Source organism: Bacteroides sp. NGMCC 1.200775 (assembly GCF_040798045.1).
In the GTDB taxonomy this organism is placed as follows: Bacteria; Bacteroidota; Bacteroidia; order Bacteroidales; family Bacteroidaceae; genus Bacteroides; species Bacteroides hominis.
Genome location: NZ_JASCQK010000005.1, coordinates 101,815 through 119,054, shown reverse-complemented (window position 1 = coordinate 119,054; position 17,240 = coordinate 101,815). Strand labels below are relative to the sequence as shown.

Below are 17,240 nucleotides of genomic sequence, written 5' to 3'. Positions count from 1 at the left end.
AAACATTCATAAAAGCATCTGCAAACATAAAGGGAGCTATTCTGGCATTACGATTATTCCACTATCAGAAGGTACCATAAAGTATGTAGCCAGGAGTTATTTTTATCCCCGGGAGTTATTTCTACCATTTTTTATGTAACCAATCAGTATCTAAATATAAATAATAAGCGGGCAAAATCTGATAAGTGAAGCATAGATCATGAAAATAAACCTGATTACCTCACAACTATAAAATCCCCTCCATACGACAAAGTCTAAAACAATCGTAAATATATACATTAAAATCCGTTACCAGATATTACCCATATCTTTTAAAAGATTATACCCAATCAAGCTGTACAAAAAGCCCTATAATTGCAGCACCAACGACTAATTGGGAATTCCCCCCAAAAAAGAAGTTTGAAAAAATGATGGTTTAACTATGAAAACAAAATTAATAATTATCTAAATACAGTTATGGAACCAGTTATTCTATTTTTACAGTTGATCTTATTGGACACACAATTTAATGATGTATGTCCTTGTATGCAAACCGATGTACAACTCGACCTTACAAGTCAGTACCAAACAGCTACTTTTATACCTGCTTTCTTATGGCAGATGTCATGGGTATACCCGATTGAGGGTTTGGTAATAGGGTTGTTTATTGTTCTCATGATACGTTATAGAATCATGTATAACACGAAACTCTTTTCCCACGAAAAACTGGGCATTGTTCAAAACATAGCTCATAAAACTCAAACCCCACTGACTCTGATGCATCACTTACTGGAAGAAATCGCCTCTGACAACCTTCCTGAACCTACATCTCAAAAGTTAAAGCGAGTGCTTGGCTACACCAGCCACATCATGAACAGCTACCAGAATATTGGAATATTCAGCAATATAGAGAATGAAATATATCCTGGTTCTCCCATTGAGTTTGAACTTTACACTTTCATTACCTCAATCACCAATCAATGCCAGAGTTATGCCAATACTCGCCAGATACAATTAAACGTCAGCAAAGATTTCGGCTATATCAGTTGCCGGGTAGACGAAATTACCATGACTGCAGCCTTACAATGCCTGTTGAGTAAAATAATCGATGCCACACCTTGCAAAGGTTGCATTAATATGAACGTGTCGCACCTGAACAACCCATTGGAGCCTCCGGATTACCAATGGACCAGAATGCAAACAGGACAATAAAAAGTTACTTTCTCTACTCTCTGCCCTTATGTTGATATACCACTGTGGGAATCTTCAAATCATAAAGAAGATAATCCGCTTACATGGTGGAAAATTAATCGGGGATTGCCATAGGCGAATTATTACTTTTCAAGTTATCGTTCCCATAAACGGTTGCTGCAATACAATCCAATGTCCGGAAGTGGAAATTCCTACCATAAAAGATGGCAAGATGGGCCGTTCTGATAAAAATAGGTCACACGTACTGTTAGTCATGTCAGACAATGAGTTGAGCAGCTACTTAAATGAAGCCCTCTCAACCCTCTTCCGGATAACTATTCTTAATAATCCGGAACGTTTATCCAATTTCTCCGGTCAGCGAACACCAGATATTATCATTATTGATGAAATAGTGAACGGTATAGGCGGAAAAGAAATTTATTCCCGGATAAAATCAAATGCCAGCATGGTTCAAACTCCCGCCATTCTCCTGATGAACTTCAATGATAATAGGAGTTATCTCACCCATATCCATTGTGGAGTAGATAAATTGGCACCACGTGCAATCAGTATTTGCAGGCTTAAAGCGGATATACAAGTACTTATAAATAAGCATAAACGTATCAAACAGCTTCTGGAAACCAATTTGCCTGCCGACCTCCCTGAGACAACTGCGAAGAGTGAAGAGAACACCCTATTTATGGATAAAGTAAATAAGCTTCTGGAAAAGAATCTCTCATCAGACAATTATACGGTCGACATGTTAAGCGCCGATATGGGAATGTGCCGTACTACATTCTATACTAAATTAAAAGAGATTACAGATAAAGCACCTGCAGAGTACATGTATTATTTTAAAATGAATAAAGCCAAAATTTTACTGGTTACACAAAAATACACCGTTACAGAAATAGCAACCTATTTAGGCTTTTGCGATGCTAAATATTTCGGAGCAAGATTCAAGAAGTTCTATAAAGTGCCGCCTACGCGCTATATCAAAGAGATTTTATAATGCCCGTAAGGGTTTATAACCTTCTCATGATCTCGTCACGCATACCTGGGCTCATAAGCCCGGGTACGTGGGACAAATCTATTATCAAAAACCTGAATGTTCATTCTTATTCTCATAAGAATCTACTTCCCGGTTTTTCTCACCGGAATAGTTCCATACGATTTCATCGGTATACTCCTTTCCTTTGATTGCGGCTACAGCTTTCAGAACATTTTTCCCATCAGCAAGTACCACATTATCGAAGATGTAATGCACATCGGTATATCCTTTGCGAATACCGCTCAGTTCTTTTCCATTCAGATATACTTTAGGAGTCCCGATATTAGAATAGACAGTAACGGTAGTCATTCGTTTTTCACGATCGACATTACGACGTTGCGTGAGATAAAGAACCGGATTCTCACTCCAGTTGGCCTTGTACCAGAAATAAGAGTCTTTCTTTATTTTACGGTCAAAGGTAACCAGTCCTTTCATATTACGTGCGGGAACACCGCCACGTGTCCACATCGGTACGGCAAAATCAAACATATTCCAAAGATAAGAAGCGATGATATATGGATGGTCTTTGATGACACTCCACTGATATTCGTGTGTCTTAGTCTGGAATGTTTCCGGATAGAACGGCTTGCCCCAATTGAGGGCGTCACCCAAATATTCGGTTTGATGGGCCAAGTTGGCATCGGCACCATATTCAGTCAACATCAGCTTCTGATAAGGATATTCTTTTTCAAGTTGTTCTACCCAAGGCTTGATATCCTGTATCTTCTTCTCGTACCAACCGAAATAACGGTTCATACCCTGTATATCCGCATTCAAATTGACCGGATGTTCCATATGTCCGTATCCATTGACCGAAACGGTATAACGATCCGGATCTTCCGTCTTAGCAAGATCATGAAGAGATTGGGTCAAGGCAGCTGTATATTCATGAGGCTGATATACTTCGTTATGAAGCCCCCATACGTAAATAGAAGGGTGATTGAAGCTTTGACGGATCAGTTCACGAAGCTGGCTTTGGGCATTTTCCGCTTCGTATCCGGTCACCCGGTTTACACAAGGTATTTCGGCCCAGATAATCAGTCCCAGTGTATCACAACGGGAGTAGAGATAATCTGACTGTTGGTAGTGGGCAAAACGGACAGTAGTAGCCCCCACATCCATTATTGTAGCCAGATCGAAGTCATGATGTTCATTCTTAAGCGCACTGCCCAGTCCCCACCAGTCCTGATGGCGGGTTACGCCATACATCGGATACTTTTCTCCATTCAGAAAAAAACCTTTCCCGGCCACAATCTCATATTTACGCACACCAAGAGGTTGCACCACCTCGTCAATTACTTTTCCATCTGCCATCAGCTTGCAGACAACCTTATAGAGATAGGGATCTTTGCGTCCGTGCCAGAGGTGCGGATCTTTTATCTTAAAAGTAGATGTATAGGTCTGTGTTCCTTGCGGAGTCAGGTCGAACGACTGGCTGTGTACACTCACTTTACGCCCATCCTGCGTATAAATAGCATTTTCAAGAGTCAAAGCAGCAGGTTGGAGCCCGGCATTATCCAATTTTACCTTCACAGTTATATCGGCTGACTTTTTTGAAACATTCTTTTGGGTAATATAAACACCCGGAGAGGCACAATCGGTAACCGTAATGTTATTCTGCTCAGTTACAATCAGCCATACGGGACGGTAAATACCACCATATACTCCGAAAAGATTCTGATTGACCGGAATTACGTCGGGACGGGCCTTATTGTCGGCTTTAACAACGATCTCGTTCTCTGTTCCGAACTGAAGGACCGTACCTATTTCACAGGCAAAAGCAGAGTAGCCACCCTTGTGAGTGCCGACCAATTTTCCATTGACGTATACTTCCGAACAAGCCCCTACTCCTTCGAAACGCAGAAATATACGTTTATCTTTCAAATCTTGAGGAAAAAACTGTGTTTTCCGATAGTAACCCACCCCTTCATAGAAAGAGCCCGATTGAACTTGCATATCCTCGGCATTCCAGGTATGTGGAATCTCAACAGTCTCCCACTTTCCGTCCCATTGTGAAGCAGCCCGCATCGGATCGGCTGCAAAAGGACCTTTCTTAAATTGCCAGTCGGTATTGAATGCGGTAACCTGTCGTGCCATCAAGGGAAAAATACTACTGCACAGGCATAAGCATGCAATAATTAAATAAGATAGTTTTCTCATAATATTTTATTTTAATGATTGGTCACCTTTTTGCGGGTGAACGCACAGATAAGGAAATTCTACTATGTCAATGCATCCCGGTACTTGTCTGTCGTAGCGGAAGTTTCTTTAATTTGCAATTTGATTATAAAGGGTTCTCCCGGATTTAGCGAAGGCATAGCTACATTATATTCATTCCGGGTGGTCTCGACAACCTTCAGTTCCTGTCCGTCCGGTAAAGCGGCTTTCTCTATTTTTGTGCCTTTCGGAACCTTTACATCAAGGAAACCCGAATAGGGACAATTGAATACAACCATATAAATCTCTTGACCTTTACGGGTATAGTATCCCCAGTCTCGTTTATCCCATCCGGCATAGCCACAGCCATAAATACACTCACCATACTTCTTCATCCATTTACCCAAAGCTACAGCCAACTCCTTCTCTTCCGAACGGAAATCACCATCGGCCTGAGGACCGAAATTGACTACCATATTCCCTCCCATCGATACAGCATGCACAATACGGTCGATTACTTCTACCGGAGTCTTGACATAACTCAGCGACCAATCCTTATGATATCCCCACTGATTTTCGGGAAGGGTCATACAAGCTTCCCAATCCCATTTAGTCACCTGCAAGTCCTCCATCGGATCAGGAAGACGACGTTCGTACCCCGATTCATAATCTCCCATAAGACAGCCATTGCTATCGAAGTGTCTCTTGCCATAATCATCGGCACGAAGTCGGCTATTGACAGTGACCCCCGGCACAAGATTCTTCAACATCTGCTCTACATGAGCCGTCCACCAACCATTCTTCTTAATACTTGCATCCCAAGTGCCGTCGAACCAAAAGTCCTTAACCGTCGGATAGCGGGTAGCCAATTCCTTCAACTGATTATCGGTGAAAGTGAGAAAACGGCTGAAAGCAACGCTATCTTCTTTCGATGAAATCTCATAACGATAATCCGGATGGCTCCAATCCATTACCGAAAAGTAGAAATGCACGTCGATACCTTCATCATTGTAGGCTTTTACCAACTCGCCTAAGATATCTTTCTTAGATGGAGTCTGCGCTACGGTATATTCACTATACCGACTCGGCCAGAGACAGAATCCTTCGTGATGTTTCGTTGTTATCTTGACGTATTTTACTCCCATCTCTTTGGCCATTCTCGCCCATTGGCGTGCATCAAATTTTACCGGATTCCATTGTTTCATCAGCCCCAGCCATTCAGAAGCAGGAACTTGAGCCCACGACTTGAGCCATTCGGCAGCTCCATTATATACTTTACCTTTCCATTCGCCACCGGGAATGGCATACAGTCCCCAGTGAATAAATTCTCCCAAACGATTGTCGCGAAACCGCTTCATAGCTTCGTCCTGACGCTTGCCGATGTTAGTGGCACCATATTTTAAAGGAATTTCCTTTTTAGGTTCTTGAGCTAAAACATGGATTGAAATGCAGAGTGCAATTAAAATAAATAGTTTGTTCTTCATGGTGTTCTATTTTCTAAGGTACGCACAAAGATAAAACATTGTAGCCATATAACAAACAAGGTGTAGCCATACGTTCTCAATGACTACACCTTTTATTTTATATGCAAAACTACGGATTATCCGAAAACTTCTTCACCTTTCAGCGTGGCAGAGCTGGCTTCCGTAATTCTTACGTTCACAAAATCGCCTATCCGGTGAGTACCACGATCGAATACAACCACCCTGTTCTGCTCGGTACGGCCGAACAACTGATCGCGCGAACGTTTCGAAACACCTTCTACCAATACTTCATAGGTCTTTCCGATACAGCGGGTATTGGATTCAGCAGACAAACGATTCTGCAAAGCAATTATTTCATTCAGACGACGGACTTTTACCTCCTCGGGAACATTGTCTTCCAGATGTTTAGATGCATAAGTACCGGGACGCTCGGAATATTTAAACATAAATGCCGCATCATAGCCACAAGCCTCCATCAGCGAAAGTGACTCCTGATGATCTTCCTCTGTCTCGGAGTGGAAACCGGAGAATATATCCGTAGTAAGCCCGCAATCGGGGACAATACGCTTAATAGCCGATACACGATCCAGATACCATTCACGCGTATATTTACGATTCATCAACTTAAGAATGCGCGAGCTACCGCTTTGCACGGGAAGGTGAATGTGTTTACATACATTAGGCACTTGTGCAATCACCTCCAAAGTTTCATCACTCATATCTTTGGGATGCGAAGTTGTGAAACGGACACGTACATCCGGCGCCGCCTCAGCTACCGCACGAAGCAACATTGGGAAGGTAACCACTTCTCCTCCCTCCTTCTCAAAACGATAAGAGTTTACATTCTGCCCCAACAAAGTAATCTCTTTGTAACCTTTTGATACCAGATCGGCCACTTCGTTCAGAATACTTTCCACATCCCGGCTGCGTTCACGACCACGGGTGTAAGGCACTATACAATAGGTGCAGAAGTTATTGCAACCACGCATGATGGATACAAATCCGGAGATATGGTTACCGCAGATACGTGAAGGAATCACATCCCGATAGGTTTCCGTAGTCGAAAGCTCTACATTCATTGCCTTCTCACCCGCTTCCACAGAAGCGATCAGTTCCGGAAGAGTCAAATAAGCATCCGGCCCCACTACAAGATCTACATGATGATGTTCAATCAAATCATCTTTCACTCGCTCGGCCATACATCCCAACACGCCTACAATCAGATGCTTCTTCTTTTTCTTCATCGAATGAAAAAACTCCAGACGATTCAGAATCTTCTGCTCGGCATTGTCACGGATAGAGCAAGTATTCATAAATACCGCATCAGCATCTTCCAGCGTTTCGGCAACCGAATAACCAGCCATTTGCATCACAGAGGCAATTACTTCACTATCGGCCACATTCATCTGGCAGCCATAAGTCTCGATAAACAACTTCTTGTTGTCATCAGCAGTTGCGGATTTAAAGTCCGCTCCCGTCAATTCGTTCATAAATTCAGAATTTAAATTTGTACCTGCAAAGATACAGCTTCATCCTCAAAAAGTTGTGAAATGAAACCAAAATAACACTTTTGCTTATCGATTCAGAGGCAAAAGGATAATTTATGTTAATAGAACAAACATTTATGGCGTAAGGATTTGGCACTATTAATTTTATTTCACACATTTGTGCAATGAAAGAAACATTAGATTTTTTCATAGTTAAGGTTTAGGTTAAAAAAATTAAGGGGAGCTGTGAAGCTGCCCTTTTTTCATGCCAAAATATTGGTATCAATCAGATTAAATGTATAACTTTGGCGGACTGTAGAAAATAAAAGTACTATGGATGATATTTTAAAAGTCCTCGTCATTATGGCTGTTTTCGCATTACCTCTTATCAGACAGATCAAAAAGAGCAAAACGGAAAGATCTGCCCAAAAAACTTTCGTACCCATTCCGGATACGGAAGAGGCCGAAGTCCTTCAAACACCGCGAAAACATCAAACATTCCGTTCCCAACCGCTCCCTCCGAAAGCGGAAGTGAAGAAAAATAAAACAATTCCTCCGAAAATGGAAACATCCCCGACAGATGATCCGGAATTTACCATTCGCTCGGCTGAAGAAGCCCGAAAAGCCATTATCTGGTCCGAAATTCTGAATAGAAAATATTGAAAGATTATTCCTAACACGAAAATAATACTATAATTATGGCATTCAAATCCATTTCTGCAGCAGAAGCTGCCAGCCTTGTAAAACATGGCTATAACATCGGCCTCAGCGGTTTTACCCCCGCAGGAACGGCCAAAGCTGTCACTTCCGAAATAGCGAAAATAGCGGAAGCGGAACATGCAAAAGGAAACCCTTTCCAGATCGGCATCTTTACCGGAGCTTCTACCGGCGACTCATGTGATGGCATATTATCACGTGTAAAGGCTATCCGTTATCGTGCCCCTTACACAACCAATCCCGATTTCCGTAAAGCAGTGAATAACGGTGAGATTGCCTATAATGACATTCACCTTTCACAAATGGCACAAGAAGTGCGCTACGGATTCATGGGAAAAGTGAATGTAGCTATCATCGAAGCTTGTGAAGTGACTCCGGATGGAAAAATCTATCTGACAGCTGCCGGTGGAATTGCACCAACCGTCTGCCGACTGGCCGATCAGATCATCATTGAGTTGAACAGTGCACATAGCAAAAATATGATGGGAATGCATGACGTGTACGAACCGCTCGACCCGCCTTACCGTCGTGAAATTCCAATCTACAAACCGAGTGACCGCGTCGGACTACCTTATATACAAGTCGACCCGAAAAAGATTGTAGGTATCGTAGAAACAAACTGGCCGGATGAAGCCCGTTCATTTGCGGCTGCCGATCCTATTACTGATAAGATTGGTCAGAATGTGGCCGACTTCCTGGCTGCCGACATGAAACGTGGCATTATTCCTTCCACATTCCTTCCGTTACAATCGGGAGTAGGTAACATCGCCAACGCAGTTTTAGGAGCATTGGGACGCGATAAAACAATCCCTGCTTTCGAAATGTATACCGAAGTTATCCAAAACTCTGTGATCGGATTAATCCGTGAAGGTCGTGTAAAATTCGGAAGTGCCTGCTCACTGACCGTAACCAATGACTGTCTGCAAGGCATTTATGACGACATGGACTTCTTCCGTGATAAACTGATTCTCCGTCCGTCTGAAATCTCTAACAGTCCGGAAGTAGTCCGCCGTTTAGGAATCATCTCTATCAATACCGCCATTGAAGCAGATATTTATGGTAACGTAAACTCTACCCATATCGGTGGAACCAAGATGATGAACGGTATCGGCGGCTCGGGCGATTTTACACGCAATGCTTATATTTCCATCTTTACTTGTCCGTCAGTGGCTAAAGAAGGCAAAATCAGTTCCATCGTTCCGATGGTTTCTCATCTGGATCACAGTGAGCACTCCGTTAATATCGTTATAACCGAACAGGGAGTAGCCGATTTGCGTGGCAAAAGTCCGAAGGAAAGAGCACAGGCAATCATCGAAAACTGTGCACACCCAGATTACAAACAAATCTTATGGGATTATCTGAAACTGGCCGGTAATAAGTCACAGACTCCTCACGCCATTCAAGCCGCTTTGGGAATGCATGCCGAACTGGCTAAAAGCGGAGATATGAAAAACGTGAACTGGGCAGAATACGAAAAATAAACGATAAACGATGAACGATGAACCGACTGTGACTTCTGCAAAGTGTTCATCGTTCATCATTTACAATTTACCAGTATTTCGCATACTTTATTTTGAAAATTCCTTGCTTTGGCTGCCGACAATACATTTTGGTTCATAATGGCAAAGGCCACCTGATGACCGTTAGCCATCTTTAGGTAACCGGCTAATGTGTTAATGGCAGTATAAGATCCCGTTTTGGCATGTACATTCTTAAATGCCGACCCTTTTTTCATACGATTCTTAAGTGTTCCATCAATACCTGCAACCGGAAGAGCTTTATAGAGCTTCCGAAAAATATCCGTTCTCGAATAAGCAAACTTCAAAAAATCAACCAACAGGGCAGGAGAGAGGTAATCGTAATTTGACAATCCACAACCATCAGCTATTTTATAATTGTCCGGATCATGCCCCAAATCTTTAATCAGCCGATGGATCTCATCGATCCCGTCTTTAGCCGAAACTTGCTTTTTGCCTGTAGCTTGTGCTCCTAAACGGCAAAGTAATGCTTCCGCACTCAAGTTATCACTTTCTTTCATAATCTGGTCTACTACTTTCTGAACGGGACATTCCCAACGTGCCATGCGGGTAGAAAGACTGTCGGGCTGAAAGCTGTCGAAAGCATACTGCTCCGAAATCTCTATCCCTCTATTACGTAAACGTTCGGCAAAGGTATGCAGAAAGAAGTCCTGCGAAGAATACACATTCACATCACCAATTCTTCTATTCTCTACATTTCCACTGACAATAAGATTATTTTTATTCTCTAACCATCCTCTCGAAACAGAAAACTTACCGGCAGAAGGAGTGCGTGTCTCAGTTTCATTGATCACAGTATAATAAGAGGACGATGGTTCAAAACTCAGGCGCGCCGAGTCACCACGTATCGTTCCCGGTACAGCCGTTACTTTCACTACACCTTTATGATACATCAATGGCGACAAATAAGGCTGAAAAGAATAGGGAGTATCATCCCATGCCCAACCGCTTCCCCAATAAAGAGAATCTTTCATCGATATATCTCCATAGATTCTCCCTTTCAATACTGAAAAAGGAAAAGTTATCACTTCCTCCACCAATGCATTCATACCTTCATCGTCAAACTCCGGGTCGAATCCGCCAATCACATAAATGTCTCCGCGGAGCGTATCATGTTCTATAATACCTTTATACCACACTTCGGTCCGGAAAGGTTCATCTGCATCCGGCCGGGCAAGCGCAGTTATAGTAGTTAATAGTTTCATGGTAGATGCCGGACGCGAAAGCTTGGCATCACGGTATGTATAGAGTGATTTCTTTGCAGTCAGATCATACACGGAAATACCAACTTCGGAACCTTGGGGCAATTCCTTCTTAATAAGTGAATCAATTGCGGCGAAATCTACCTGCCCCCGGATAATAATTGAAAAACAAAAAGAGAATAAAATAAATAAATTCAGTTTCTTCATAATGCTTATAAACAACGAATGACAAGTCATAAATTACGGGTTACGAGTAATTGCGCCATTATACGCATGATACTTATAACCCGTAGTTTACAACTTGTAACTCTTACAATGCTTCACGGAATATTTCGGCAACAGTAGGATGGGGAAAAACAATCTTCTTCCATTCGGCCGCTTTTAGTTTCATTTCTATGGCCATACCTGCTAATGTGATAATTTCAGAAGCCGGATTGCCTAAAACATGTGCTCCCAAAATCGTATCATCATCTCCAAGCAATACTTTACATACACCGTTTACCCCTTCATTTTCGGCAACAAAACGTCCAGAATATGCCATAGGAAGCTTTACAGCACGATAAGCAATACCTTTCGCAATAAGCGACTCTTCTGTTTGCCCGACTCCGGCTATTTCAGGATTGGTATACACTACACCGGGAATAGCACGATAACTCATTGTATCTGTTTTACCGAGAATTGCATGTACGGCTACTTCCGCTTCACGAACTGCCGTATGTGCCAATAAAGAAAATCCGGTTAAATCCCCACATACATATACTCCGGGCAATGAACTTTCCATCTGCCCGTTTACTAAAATACTTCCGCGCTCTGTCCGTTGAAGGTTCAGGTTCTCAAGTCCGAAACCTTTTGTTACCGGACGGCGACCTACACTCATTAACAATTTCTCCGCAGTCACATTTCCGGCACCATCTGCATTCTCATAAGAAACTAAGACTCCCTCCTCTGATTGTGCCAACGAAACAACTTTAGTACTCAACAGAAATGTAATGCCCCGTTTGGCATAGTCAGCACGCAACAGAGCAGAAAGCTCTTTATCCATGCCTCCCAAGATCTCGTCCATCATTTCAATGACGGTCACTTTCACACCCAGACTGTTGAAGAATGATGCAAACTCCATACCAATCACTCCACCACCTACGATAGCAAGCGAAGCGGGCAATTCCTTATTGTCTAATGCTTCCCGATGTGTCCAATAATTTACCGTATCGATTCCGGAAATAGGAGGAATGAAAGTCTCGGATCCTGTGCAAAGAATTAAGTTATCACATTCATAGATTTCTTCGCCACAGCAGATTTTGTTTTTGTCCAAGATTGTTGCTTCTCCATTTATGATAGTAACATTATTAGACGTTAATTTTGATTTAACCCCCAAAACCAACTTGCGTACTACCTTCGACTTACGAGCAATGATCTTCGAAAGATCAAACGAAGCCTCAGAAACTGTTACAGCATACTTTGAAGCATGTTTAGCCCCATCATATGTCTTTGCCGAATAGAGCAATGTTTTTGTAGGTATACACCCTTCGTTTAAACAAACTCCTCCTAAATTCTGTTTCTCAAAAAGCAACACGCTTAAACCTGCTTTGCCAGCAGCTTCGGCAGCAGTGTAACCGGCAGGTCCCCCGCCGATAATAATAACCTGGTATTTCATAGCTTACTAAATTAAGTTTCTTGTTTTTTCAATCAATTCTATAAATTCCTTTTCTTTCACCGGAAGTACAGAAGCATATTTTCCATTTCCATATTCTATCAATAAATAGTTTGTCACTGCAAAACTTCCGAATTTCATAGAATGCACTTTGCGGACTGAAGTAATTTCTGCTATGGGAATAGTTTTCTTACGGATAAACCGCCCATAGTTAAGTATCAGCAAACCGTCAGTGGTAACGGTATAAACTGTATGTATGATCTGTTCGATGATAACAATCAGAAACAACATCATCAAAGTAGCCAATATAATATTCTTACACCATAAGAAACCAAAAGCATTAATGCCCAATACAACCAGCAGAAAATACTGGTACCAGACAATGCGAGCATGAAAAATACGGTTCATTTTGTCAGATTTTTGGCGGAAAGTTAGTAAAATTATGAATTAATGGCAACGAAAAGCACAACGAAAAAACTTATTTTGTAGCTTTGCGGTGATAAACACTAAAACTTATGGTTAAAAAGTTCGATTTCCTCGTAATCGGTTCCGGTATCGCCGGAATGAGTTTTGCCCTAAAAGTGGCACATAAAGGAAAAGTTGCCCTTGTTTGCAAAAGTGGGCTGGAAGAAGCAAACACTTATTTTGCCCAAGGAGGAGTGGCCTCAGTGACCAATCTGCTGGTAGACAATTTCGAGAAACATATTGAAGACACAATGATTGCCGGTGACTGGATCAGCGACCGTACTGCTGTAGAGAAAGTCGTGCGTGAGGCTCCTGCACAAATACAAGAACTGATCAGCTGGGGTGTAAACTTCGACAAAAATGAAAAAGGGGAGTTCGATCTACACCGGGAAGGCGGCCATTCGGAATTTCGTATTTTACACCATAAAGATAATACCGGCGCTGAAATTCAGGACAGTCTGATTCAAGCTGTACAACAACATCCCAATATTACGGTAATTGAAAATCATTTTGCCATAGAAATCCTGACACAGCACCATTTAGGAGTAACTGTCACCCGCCAGACACCGGACATAAAATGCTACGGAGCTTATATACTCGATCCCCGAACAGGTAAAGTGGATACATATCTGGCCAAAGTGACACTAATGGCAACAGGTGGAGTGGGGGCTGTTTACCAGACCACTACTAATCCGCTTGTAGCGACCGGAGACGGTATCGCCATGGTATACCGGGCTAAAGGAACCGTAAAAGACATGGAGTTCGTACAATTCCATCCGACAGCTCTTTACCATCCGGGCGACCGTCCTTCTTTCCTTATTACGGAAGCAATGCGTGGATATGGCGGTGTGCTCCGCACAATGGACGGAAAAGAATTCATGCAAAAATATGATCCACGTTTATCTTTGGCACCCCGTGATATCGTGGCACGTGCCATTGACAATGAAATGAAAAATCGTGGGGACGACCATGTTTATCTGGACGTAACACACAAAGATCCTGAAGAAACCAAAAAACATTTTCCTAACATATACGAGAAATGCCTCAGCTTAGGAATCGACATTACCAAAGAATATATTCCCGTGGCACCATCTGCACACTACCTGTGTGGAGGTATTAAGGTAGACTTGAACGCCCAATCCTCTATTGAACGTTTGTACGCTGCCGGCGAATGTTCGTGTACAGGTTTACATGGAGGCAACCGGTTAGCCTCAAACTCGTTGATAGAAGCAGTGGTTTACGCAGATGCCGCCGCCAAACATTGTTTATCGGTGATTGACCAATATTCTTATAACGAAAAGATTCCGGAATGGAATGATGAAGGTACCCGCTCACCGGAAGAAATGGTACTTATTACTCAAAGTATGAAAGAAGTAAATCAGATTATGAGCACTTATGTTGGTATTGTCCGTAGCGATCTCCGGTTGAAACGCGCTTGGGATCGCCTGGATATCCTATACGAAGAGACCGAAAGCCTGTTCAAACGCAGCGTGGCATCTAAAGAAATATGTGAACTGCGCAATATGATTAATGTGGGTTATCTGATTATGCGCATGGCTATGGAACGTAAAGAAAGCCGTGGTCTGCACTACACGGTTGACTATCCACACGCCGGTAAATAAAGAAACAGTATTATTAATGCATAGAAAAAAGGTGGGGCCATAATTAAACAGCTCCACCTTTCTCCAAAATACAGTCTGATTCTATTAATAATTTTCTTTCTTAATTTCGAAATATGCTTGTGGGTGCAGACATGCAGGACATACCTCAGGAGCTTCCTTACCTGCTTCGATATAACCACAGTTACGGCACTGCCATATAACTTCTCCTTCTTTGGCAAATACAGATGCAACTTCAATGTTCTTCACGAAAGCAAGGTATCTTTCTTCATGACCTTTTTCCGCAATAGAGATATTACGATACATAGCGGCGATCATCGGGAAACCTTCCTGCTCTGCAACATCTGCAAAATGAGGATAATCCATAGACCATTCTTCGTGTTCACCGGCTGCGGCAGCCTGCAGATTCTGAAGAGTGTTGCCGATAACACCAGCAGGATAACTTGCAGTGATTTCAACCATACCCCCTTCAAGGAACTTAAACATACGTTTTGCATGTTCTTTTTCCTGATCGGCAGTCTCTGTAAAGATAGCTGCAATCTGTTCGTAACCTTCTTTTTTAGCCACGCTTGCAAAATAAGTGTAACGCATTCTTGCCTGTGATTCACCTGCAAATGATGTCAGCAAATTCTTTTCTGTCTGAGTGCCTTTAATACTTTTAGTCATAATCTGATATATTTTAGATTGGTAATTACGTTTGTCGGTTACTTGCCTTTATTAACAACGCAAATATAAGGATTTAGTTCACAAAACCCGGAATTTTATTCATTAATAATATCTATTGCAATATAGACAAAACTGATCAAAAATAAATAAGATGTTCAAAAACATCTTATTACCATTTATTTTATGTAATTTTGCAACCTCGACTTTGCAAAACAAGGATTATAACGACATTTATCACATTATATATAAGTAAAGAAAGAAATGAAAGTGTTTGATTTCAAACCAAGGTTATTCTCAGCCTTGAAGAACTACTCTAAAGAAACGTTTATGGCCGATTTGATGGCAGGTATCATTGTAGGTATCGTAGCCTTGCCTCTGGCCATCGCATTTGGTATCGCATCAGGCGTATCACCCGAAAAGGGAATTATCACGGCTATCATTGCGGGGTTCATCATCTCGTTGCTCGGAGGAAGCAAAGTACAGATCGGAGGACCTACCGGAGCATTCATTGTCATCATTTATGGCATCATCCAGCAATACGGAGAAGCAGGATTGATTGTAGCTACCCTGATGGCCGGCATACTCCTTATCTTATTGGGAGTTTTTAAATTGGGCGCAATTATTAAATTTATTCCTTACCCGATTATTGTAGGTTTTACCAGCGGTATAGCCGTCACCATTTTCACAACACAGATTGCTGATATTTTCGGATTAAACTTTGGTGGAGAGAAAGTACCGGGAGACTTTATCGGAAAATGGATGATTTATTTCCGCCATTTCGATACAATCAATTGGTGGAACACTATTGTGAGTATTGCCAGTATCATCATTATTGCCATTACCCCCCGGTTCTCAAAGAAAATTCCGGGTTCCCTTATTGCCATCATTGTAGTAACGGCAGTAGTATATTTATTGAAAACATACGCCGGTATTGACACCATCGATACCATTGGCGACCGTTTTACAATCAAATCCGAATTACCTGACGCGACCATGCCTGCACTCAATTGGGAGGCCATCAAGGACTTGTTCCCGGTAGCTATTACCATTGCCGTTTTGGGAGCAATCGAATCGTTATTGTCAGCAACCGTAGCCGATGGTGTAACGGGCGATAAGCACGATTCAAACACCGAACTGATTGCCCAGGGAACAGCCAACCTTATCACACCGTTATTTGGCGGTATTCCTGCTACCGGAGCCATCGCCCGTACAATGACAAACATCAATAATGGCGGTAAAACACCGGTGGCCGGTATAATCCATGCTGTAGTTTTATTGCTGATCCTCCTTTTCCTGATGCCTTTGGCACAGTACATCCCAATGGCATGTCTGGCAGGAGTATTGGTTATCGTATCTTATAACATGAGCGAATGGCGCACTTTCAAGGCATTACTGAAAAATCCCAAATCGGATGTAACAGTACTGCTTATCACTTTTTTCCTCACCATCATCTTCGACCTGACTATCGCCATCGAAGTAGGCCTGGTGATTGCATGTATCTTGTTCATGCGCCGTGTAATGGAAACTACCGAAATATCTGTCATCAAAGACGAAATAGATCCGAATGACGAACTGGACATCGCGGTGCGCGAAGAACATCTGATAATACCTGCGGGAGTGGAGGTATATGAGATTAATGGTCCGTACTTTTTCGGCATCGCAACCAAATTTGAAGAGACAATGGCACAACTGGGCGACCGTCCCAAAGTACGCGTCATACGTATGCGTAAAGTTCCATTTATCGATTCAACCGGTATTCATAACCTGACCAGCCTCTGCAAAATGTCTCAAAAAGAAAAGATCACCATTGTGCTCTCGGGAGTAAATGAAAAAGTGCACAACACGCTCGAGAAATCCGGCTTCTATGAATTACTGGGAAAACAAAACATCTGTCCGAACATTAATGTAGCACTGGACAGAGCCAAAGAAATTATGAATTTATAATCTGATACTATCTGCACACAACAGGCGGGTGGAAGTGGACGGAGGTCACTTTCATCCGCTTTCCTTATTTTTAATAATCACCAATTCTA

13 protein-coding genes are annotated in these 17,240 nt (G+C 42.3%); 6 read left to right on the top strand and 7 right to left on the bottom strand.

The features are described 5' to 3' along the window. Positions 1 to 456: 456 nt before the first annotated feature. Both QK890_RS14280 and QK890_RS14275 read left to right on the top strand, forming a co-directional pair. Positions 457 to 1,191 carry a sensor histidine kinase gene (locus QK890_RS14280; protein WP_367627425.1) on the top strand — a complete coding sequence of 245 codons (735 nt, stop codon included), beginning with the start codon at positions 457 to 459 and terminating at the stop codon, positions 1,189 to 1,191. 211 nt (positions 1,192 to 1,402) lie between these two features. After that, complete coding sequence (locus QK890_RS14275; protein WP_367627424.1) at positions 1,403 to 2,182, top strand: helix-turn-helix domain-containing protein; 780 nt, start codon at positions 1,403 to 1,405, stop codon at positions 2,180 to 2,182. 84 nt (positions 2,183 to 2,266) lie between these two features. On the opposite strand, the gene QK890_RS14270 is transcribed toward QK890_RS14275, so the two are convergent. From QK890_RS14270 to miaB, 3 genes are all read right to left on the bottom strand, one after another. After that, positions 2,267 to 4,381 (bottom strand): glycoside hydrolase family 2 TIM barrel-domain containing protein, encoded by a 2,115-nt coding sequence (locus QK890_RS14270; RefSeq protein WP_367627423.1) that lies wholly within the window; start codon positions 4,379 to 4,381, stop codon positions 2,267 to 2,269. A 62-nt stretch (positions 4,382 to 4,443) separates the two neighbouring features. After that, complete coding sequence (locus QK890_RS14265; protein WP_367627422.1) at positions 4,444 to 5,862, bottom strand: alpha-L-fucosidase; 1,419 nt, start codon at positions 5,860 to 5,862, stop codon at positions 4,444 to 4,446. Positions 5,863 to 5,978: 116 nt separating this feature from the next. Continuing rightward, positions 5,979 to 7,352, bottom strand: coding sequence for a tRNA (N6-isopentenyl adenosine(37)-C2)-methylthiotransferase MiaB (gene miaB, locus QK890_RS14260; RefSeq protein ID WP_220653937.1), 1,374 nt, complete (start codon positions 7,350 to 7,352; stop codon positions 5,979 to 5,981). A gap of 330 nt (positions 7,353 to 7,682) precedes the next feature. Between miaB and QK890_RS14255 the strand changes: the two genes are divergently transcribed. Together QK890_RS14255 and QK890_RS14250 are read left to right on the top strand one after the other, a co-directional pair. Beyond that, complete coding sequence (locus QK890_RS14255) at positions 7,683 to 8,012, top strand: hypothetical protein (protein WP_367627421.1); 330 nt, start codon at positions 7,683 to 7,685, stop codon at positions 8,010 to 8,012. A gap of 35 nt (positions 8,013 to 8,047) precedes the next feature. Continuing rightward, positions 8,048 to 9,547: an acetyl-CoA hydrolase/transferase family protein gene (locus tag QK890_RS14250; protein WP_005782811.1), complete on the top strand. Its 1,500-nt coding sequence runs from the start codon at positions 8,048 to 8,050 to the stop codon at positions 9,545 to 9,547. Between the two features lie 56 nt (positions 9,548 to 9,603). On the opposite strand, the gene dacB is transcribed toward QK890_RS14250, so the two are convergent. The 3 genes from dacB to QK890_RS14235 all read right to left on the bottom strand — a co-directional run bounded on the left by dacB (position 9,604) and on the right by QK890_RS14235 (position 12,865). Beyond that, the gene (gene dacB, locus QK890_RS14245; protein WP_122143238.1) at positions 9,604 to 11,013 is read right to left on the bottom strand and encodes a D-alanyl-D-alanine carboxypeptidase/D-alanyl-D-alanine-endopeptidase; all 1,410 of its coding nucleotides are present in this window, start codon (positions 11,011 to 11,013) and stop codon (positions 9,604 to 9,606) included. Between the two features lie 103 nt (positions 11,014 to 11,116). Next, positions 11,117 to 12,460 carry a dihydrolipoyl dehydrogenase gene (lpdA, locus tag QK890_RS14240; RefSeq protein ID WP_005812454.1) on the bottom strand — a complete coding sequence of 448 codons (1,344 nt, stop codon included), beginning with the start codon at positions 12,458 to 12,460 and terminating at the stop codon, positions 11,117 to 11,119. A 6-nt stretch (positions 12,461 to 12,466) separates the two neighbouring features. Continuing rightward, complete coding sequence (locus QK890_RS14235; protein WP_005782818.1) at positions 12,467 to 12,865, bottom strand: PH domain-containing protein; 399 nt, start codon at positions 12,863 to 12,865, stop codon at positions 12,467 to 12,469. 107 nt (positions 12,866 to 12,972) lie between these two features. Between QK890_RS14235 and nadB the strand changes: the two genes are divergently transcribed. Beyond that, positions 12,973 to 14,544 carry an L-aspartate oxidase gene (gene nadB, locus QK890_RS14230; protein ID WP_367627420.1) on the top strand — a complete coding sequence of 524 codons (1,572 nt, stop codon included), beginning with the start codon at positions 12,973 to 12,975 and terminating at the stop codon, positions 14,542 to 14,544. An 84-nt stretch (positions 14,545 to 14,628) separates the two neighbouring features. Here nadB and rbr read toward each other — a convergent pair whose 3' ends face one another. Further along, positions 14,629 to 15,207, bottom strand: a complete 579-nt coding sequence (rbr, locus tag QK890_RS14225) for a rubrerythrin (RefSeq protein ID WP_005782823.1) — start codon at positions 15,205 to 15,207, stop codon at positions 14,629 to 14,631. A gap of 261 nt (positions 15,208 to 15,468) precedes the next feature. Between rbr and QK890_RS14220 the strand changes: the two genes are divergently transcribed. Continuing rightward, a complete protein-coding gene (locus QK890_RS14220; protein ID WP_005782825.1) occupies positions 15,469 to 17,151 on the top strand; it encodes a SulP family inorganic anion transporter in 1,683 nt (560 codons plus the stop codon). Positions 17,152 to 17,240 lie beyond the last annotated feature (89 nt).

Coding starts and splice junctions, on each gene's coding strand:
- QK890_RS14280 (WP_367627425.1), top strand. CDS start 457: ATGGAACCAGTTATTCTATTTTTACAGTTGATCTTATTGGACACACAA.
- QK890_RS14275 (WP_367627424.1), top strand. CDS start 1,403: ATGGGCCGTTCTGATAAAAATAGGTCACACGTACTGTTAGTCATGTCA.
- QK890_RS14270 (WP_367627423.1), bottom strand. CDS start 4,381: ATGAGAAAACTATCTTATTTAATTATTGCATGCTTATGCCTGTGCAGT.
- QK890_RS14265 (WP_367627422.1), bottom strand. CDS start 5,862: ATGAAGAACAAACTATTTATTTTAATTGCACTCTGCATTTCAATCCAT.
- miaB (WP_220653937.1), bottom strand. CDS start 7,352: ATGAACGAATTGACGGGAGCGGACTTTAAATCCGCAACTGCTGATGAC.
- QK890_RS14255 (WP_367627421.1), top strand. CDS start 7,683: ATGGATGATATTTTAAAAGTCCTCGTCATTATGGCTGTTTTCGCATTA.
- QK890_RS14250 (WP_005782811.1), top strand. CDS start 8,048: ATGGCATTCAAATCCATTTCTGCAGCAGAAGCTGCCAGCCTTGTAAAA.
- dacB (WP_122143238.1), bottom strand. CDS start 11,013: ATGAAGAAACTGAATTTATTTATTTTATTCTCTTTTTGTTTTTCAATT.
- lpdA (WP_005812454.1), bottom strand. CDS start 12,460: ATGAAATACCAGGTTATTATTATCGGCGGGGGACCTGCCGGTTACACT.
- QK890_RS14235 (WP_005782818.1), bottom strand. CDS start 12,865: ATGAACCGTATTTTTCATGCTCGCATTGTCTGGTACCAGTATTTTCTG.
- nadB (WP_367627420.1), top strand. CDS start 12,973: ATGGTTAAAAAGTTCGATTTCCTCGTAATCGGTTCCGGTATCGCCGGA.
- rbr (WP_005782823.1), bottom strand. CDS start 15,207: ATGACTAAAAGTATTAAAGGCACTCAGACAGAAAAGAATTTGCTGACA.
- QK890_RS14220 (WP_005782825.1), top strand. CDS start 15,469: ATGAAAGTGTTTGATTTCAAACCAAGGTTATTCTCAGCCTTGAAGAAC.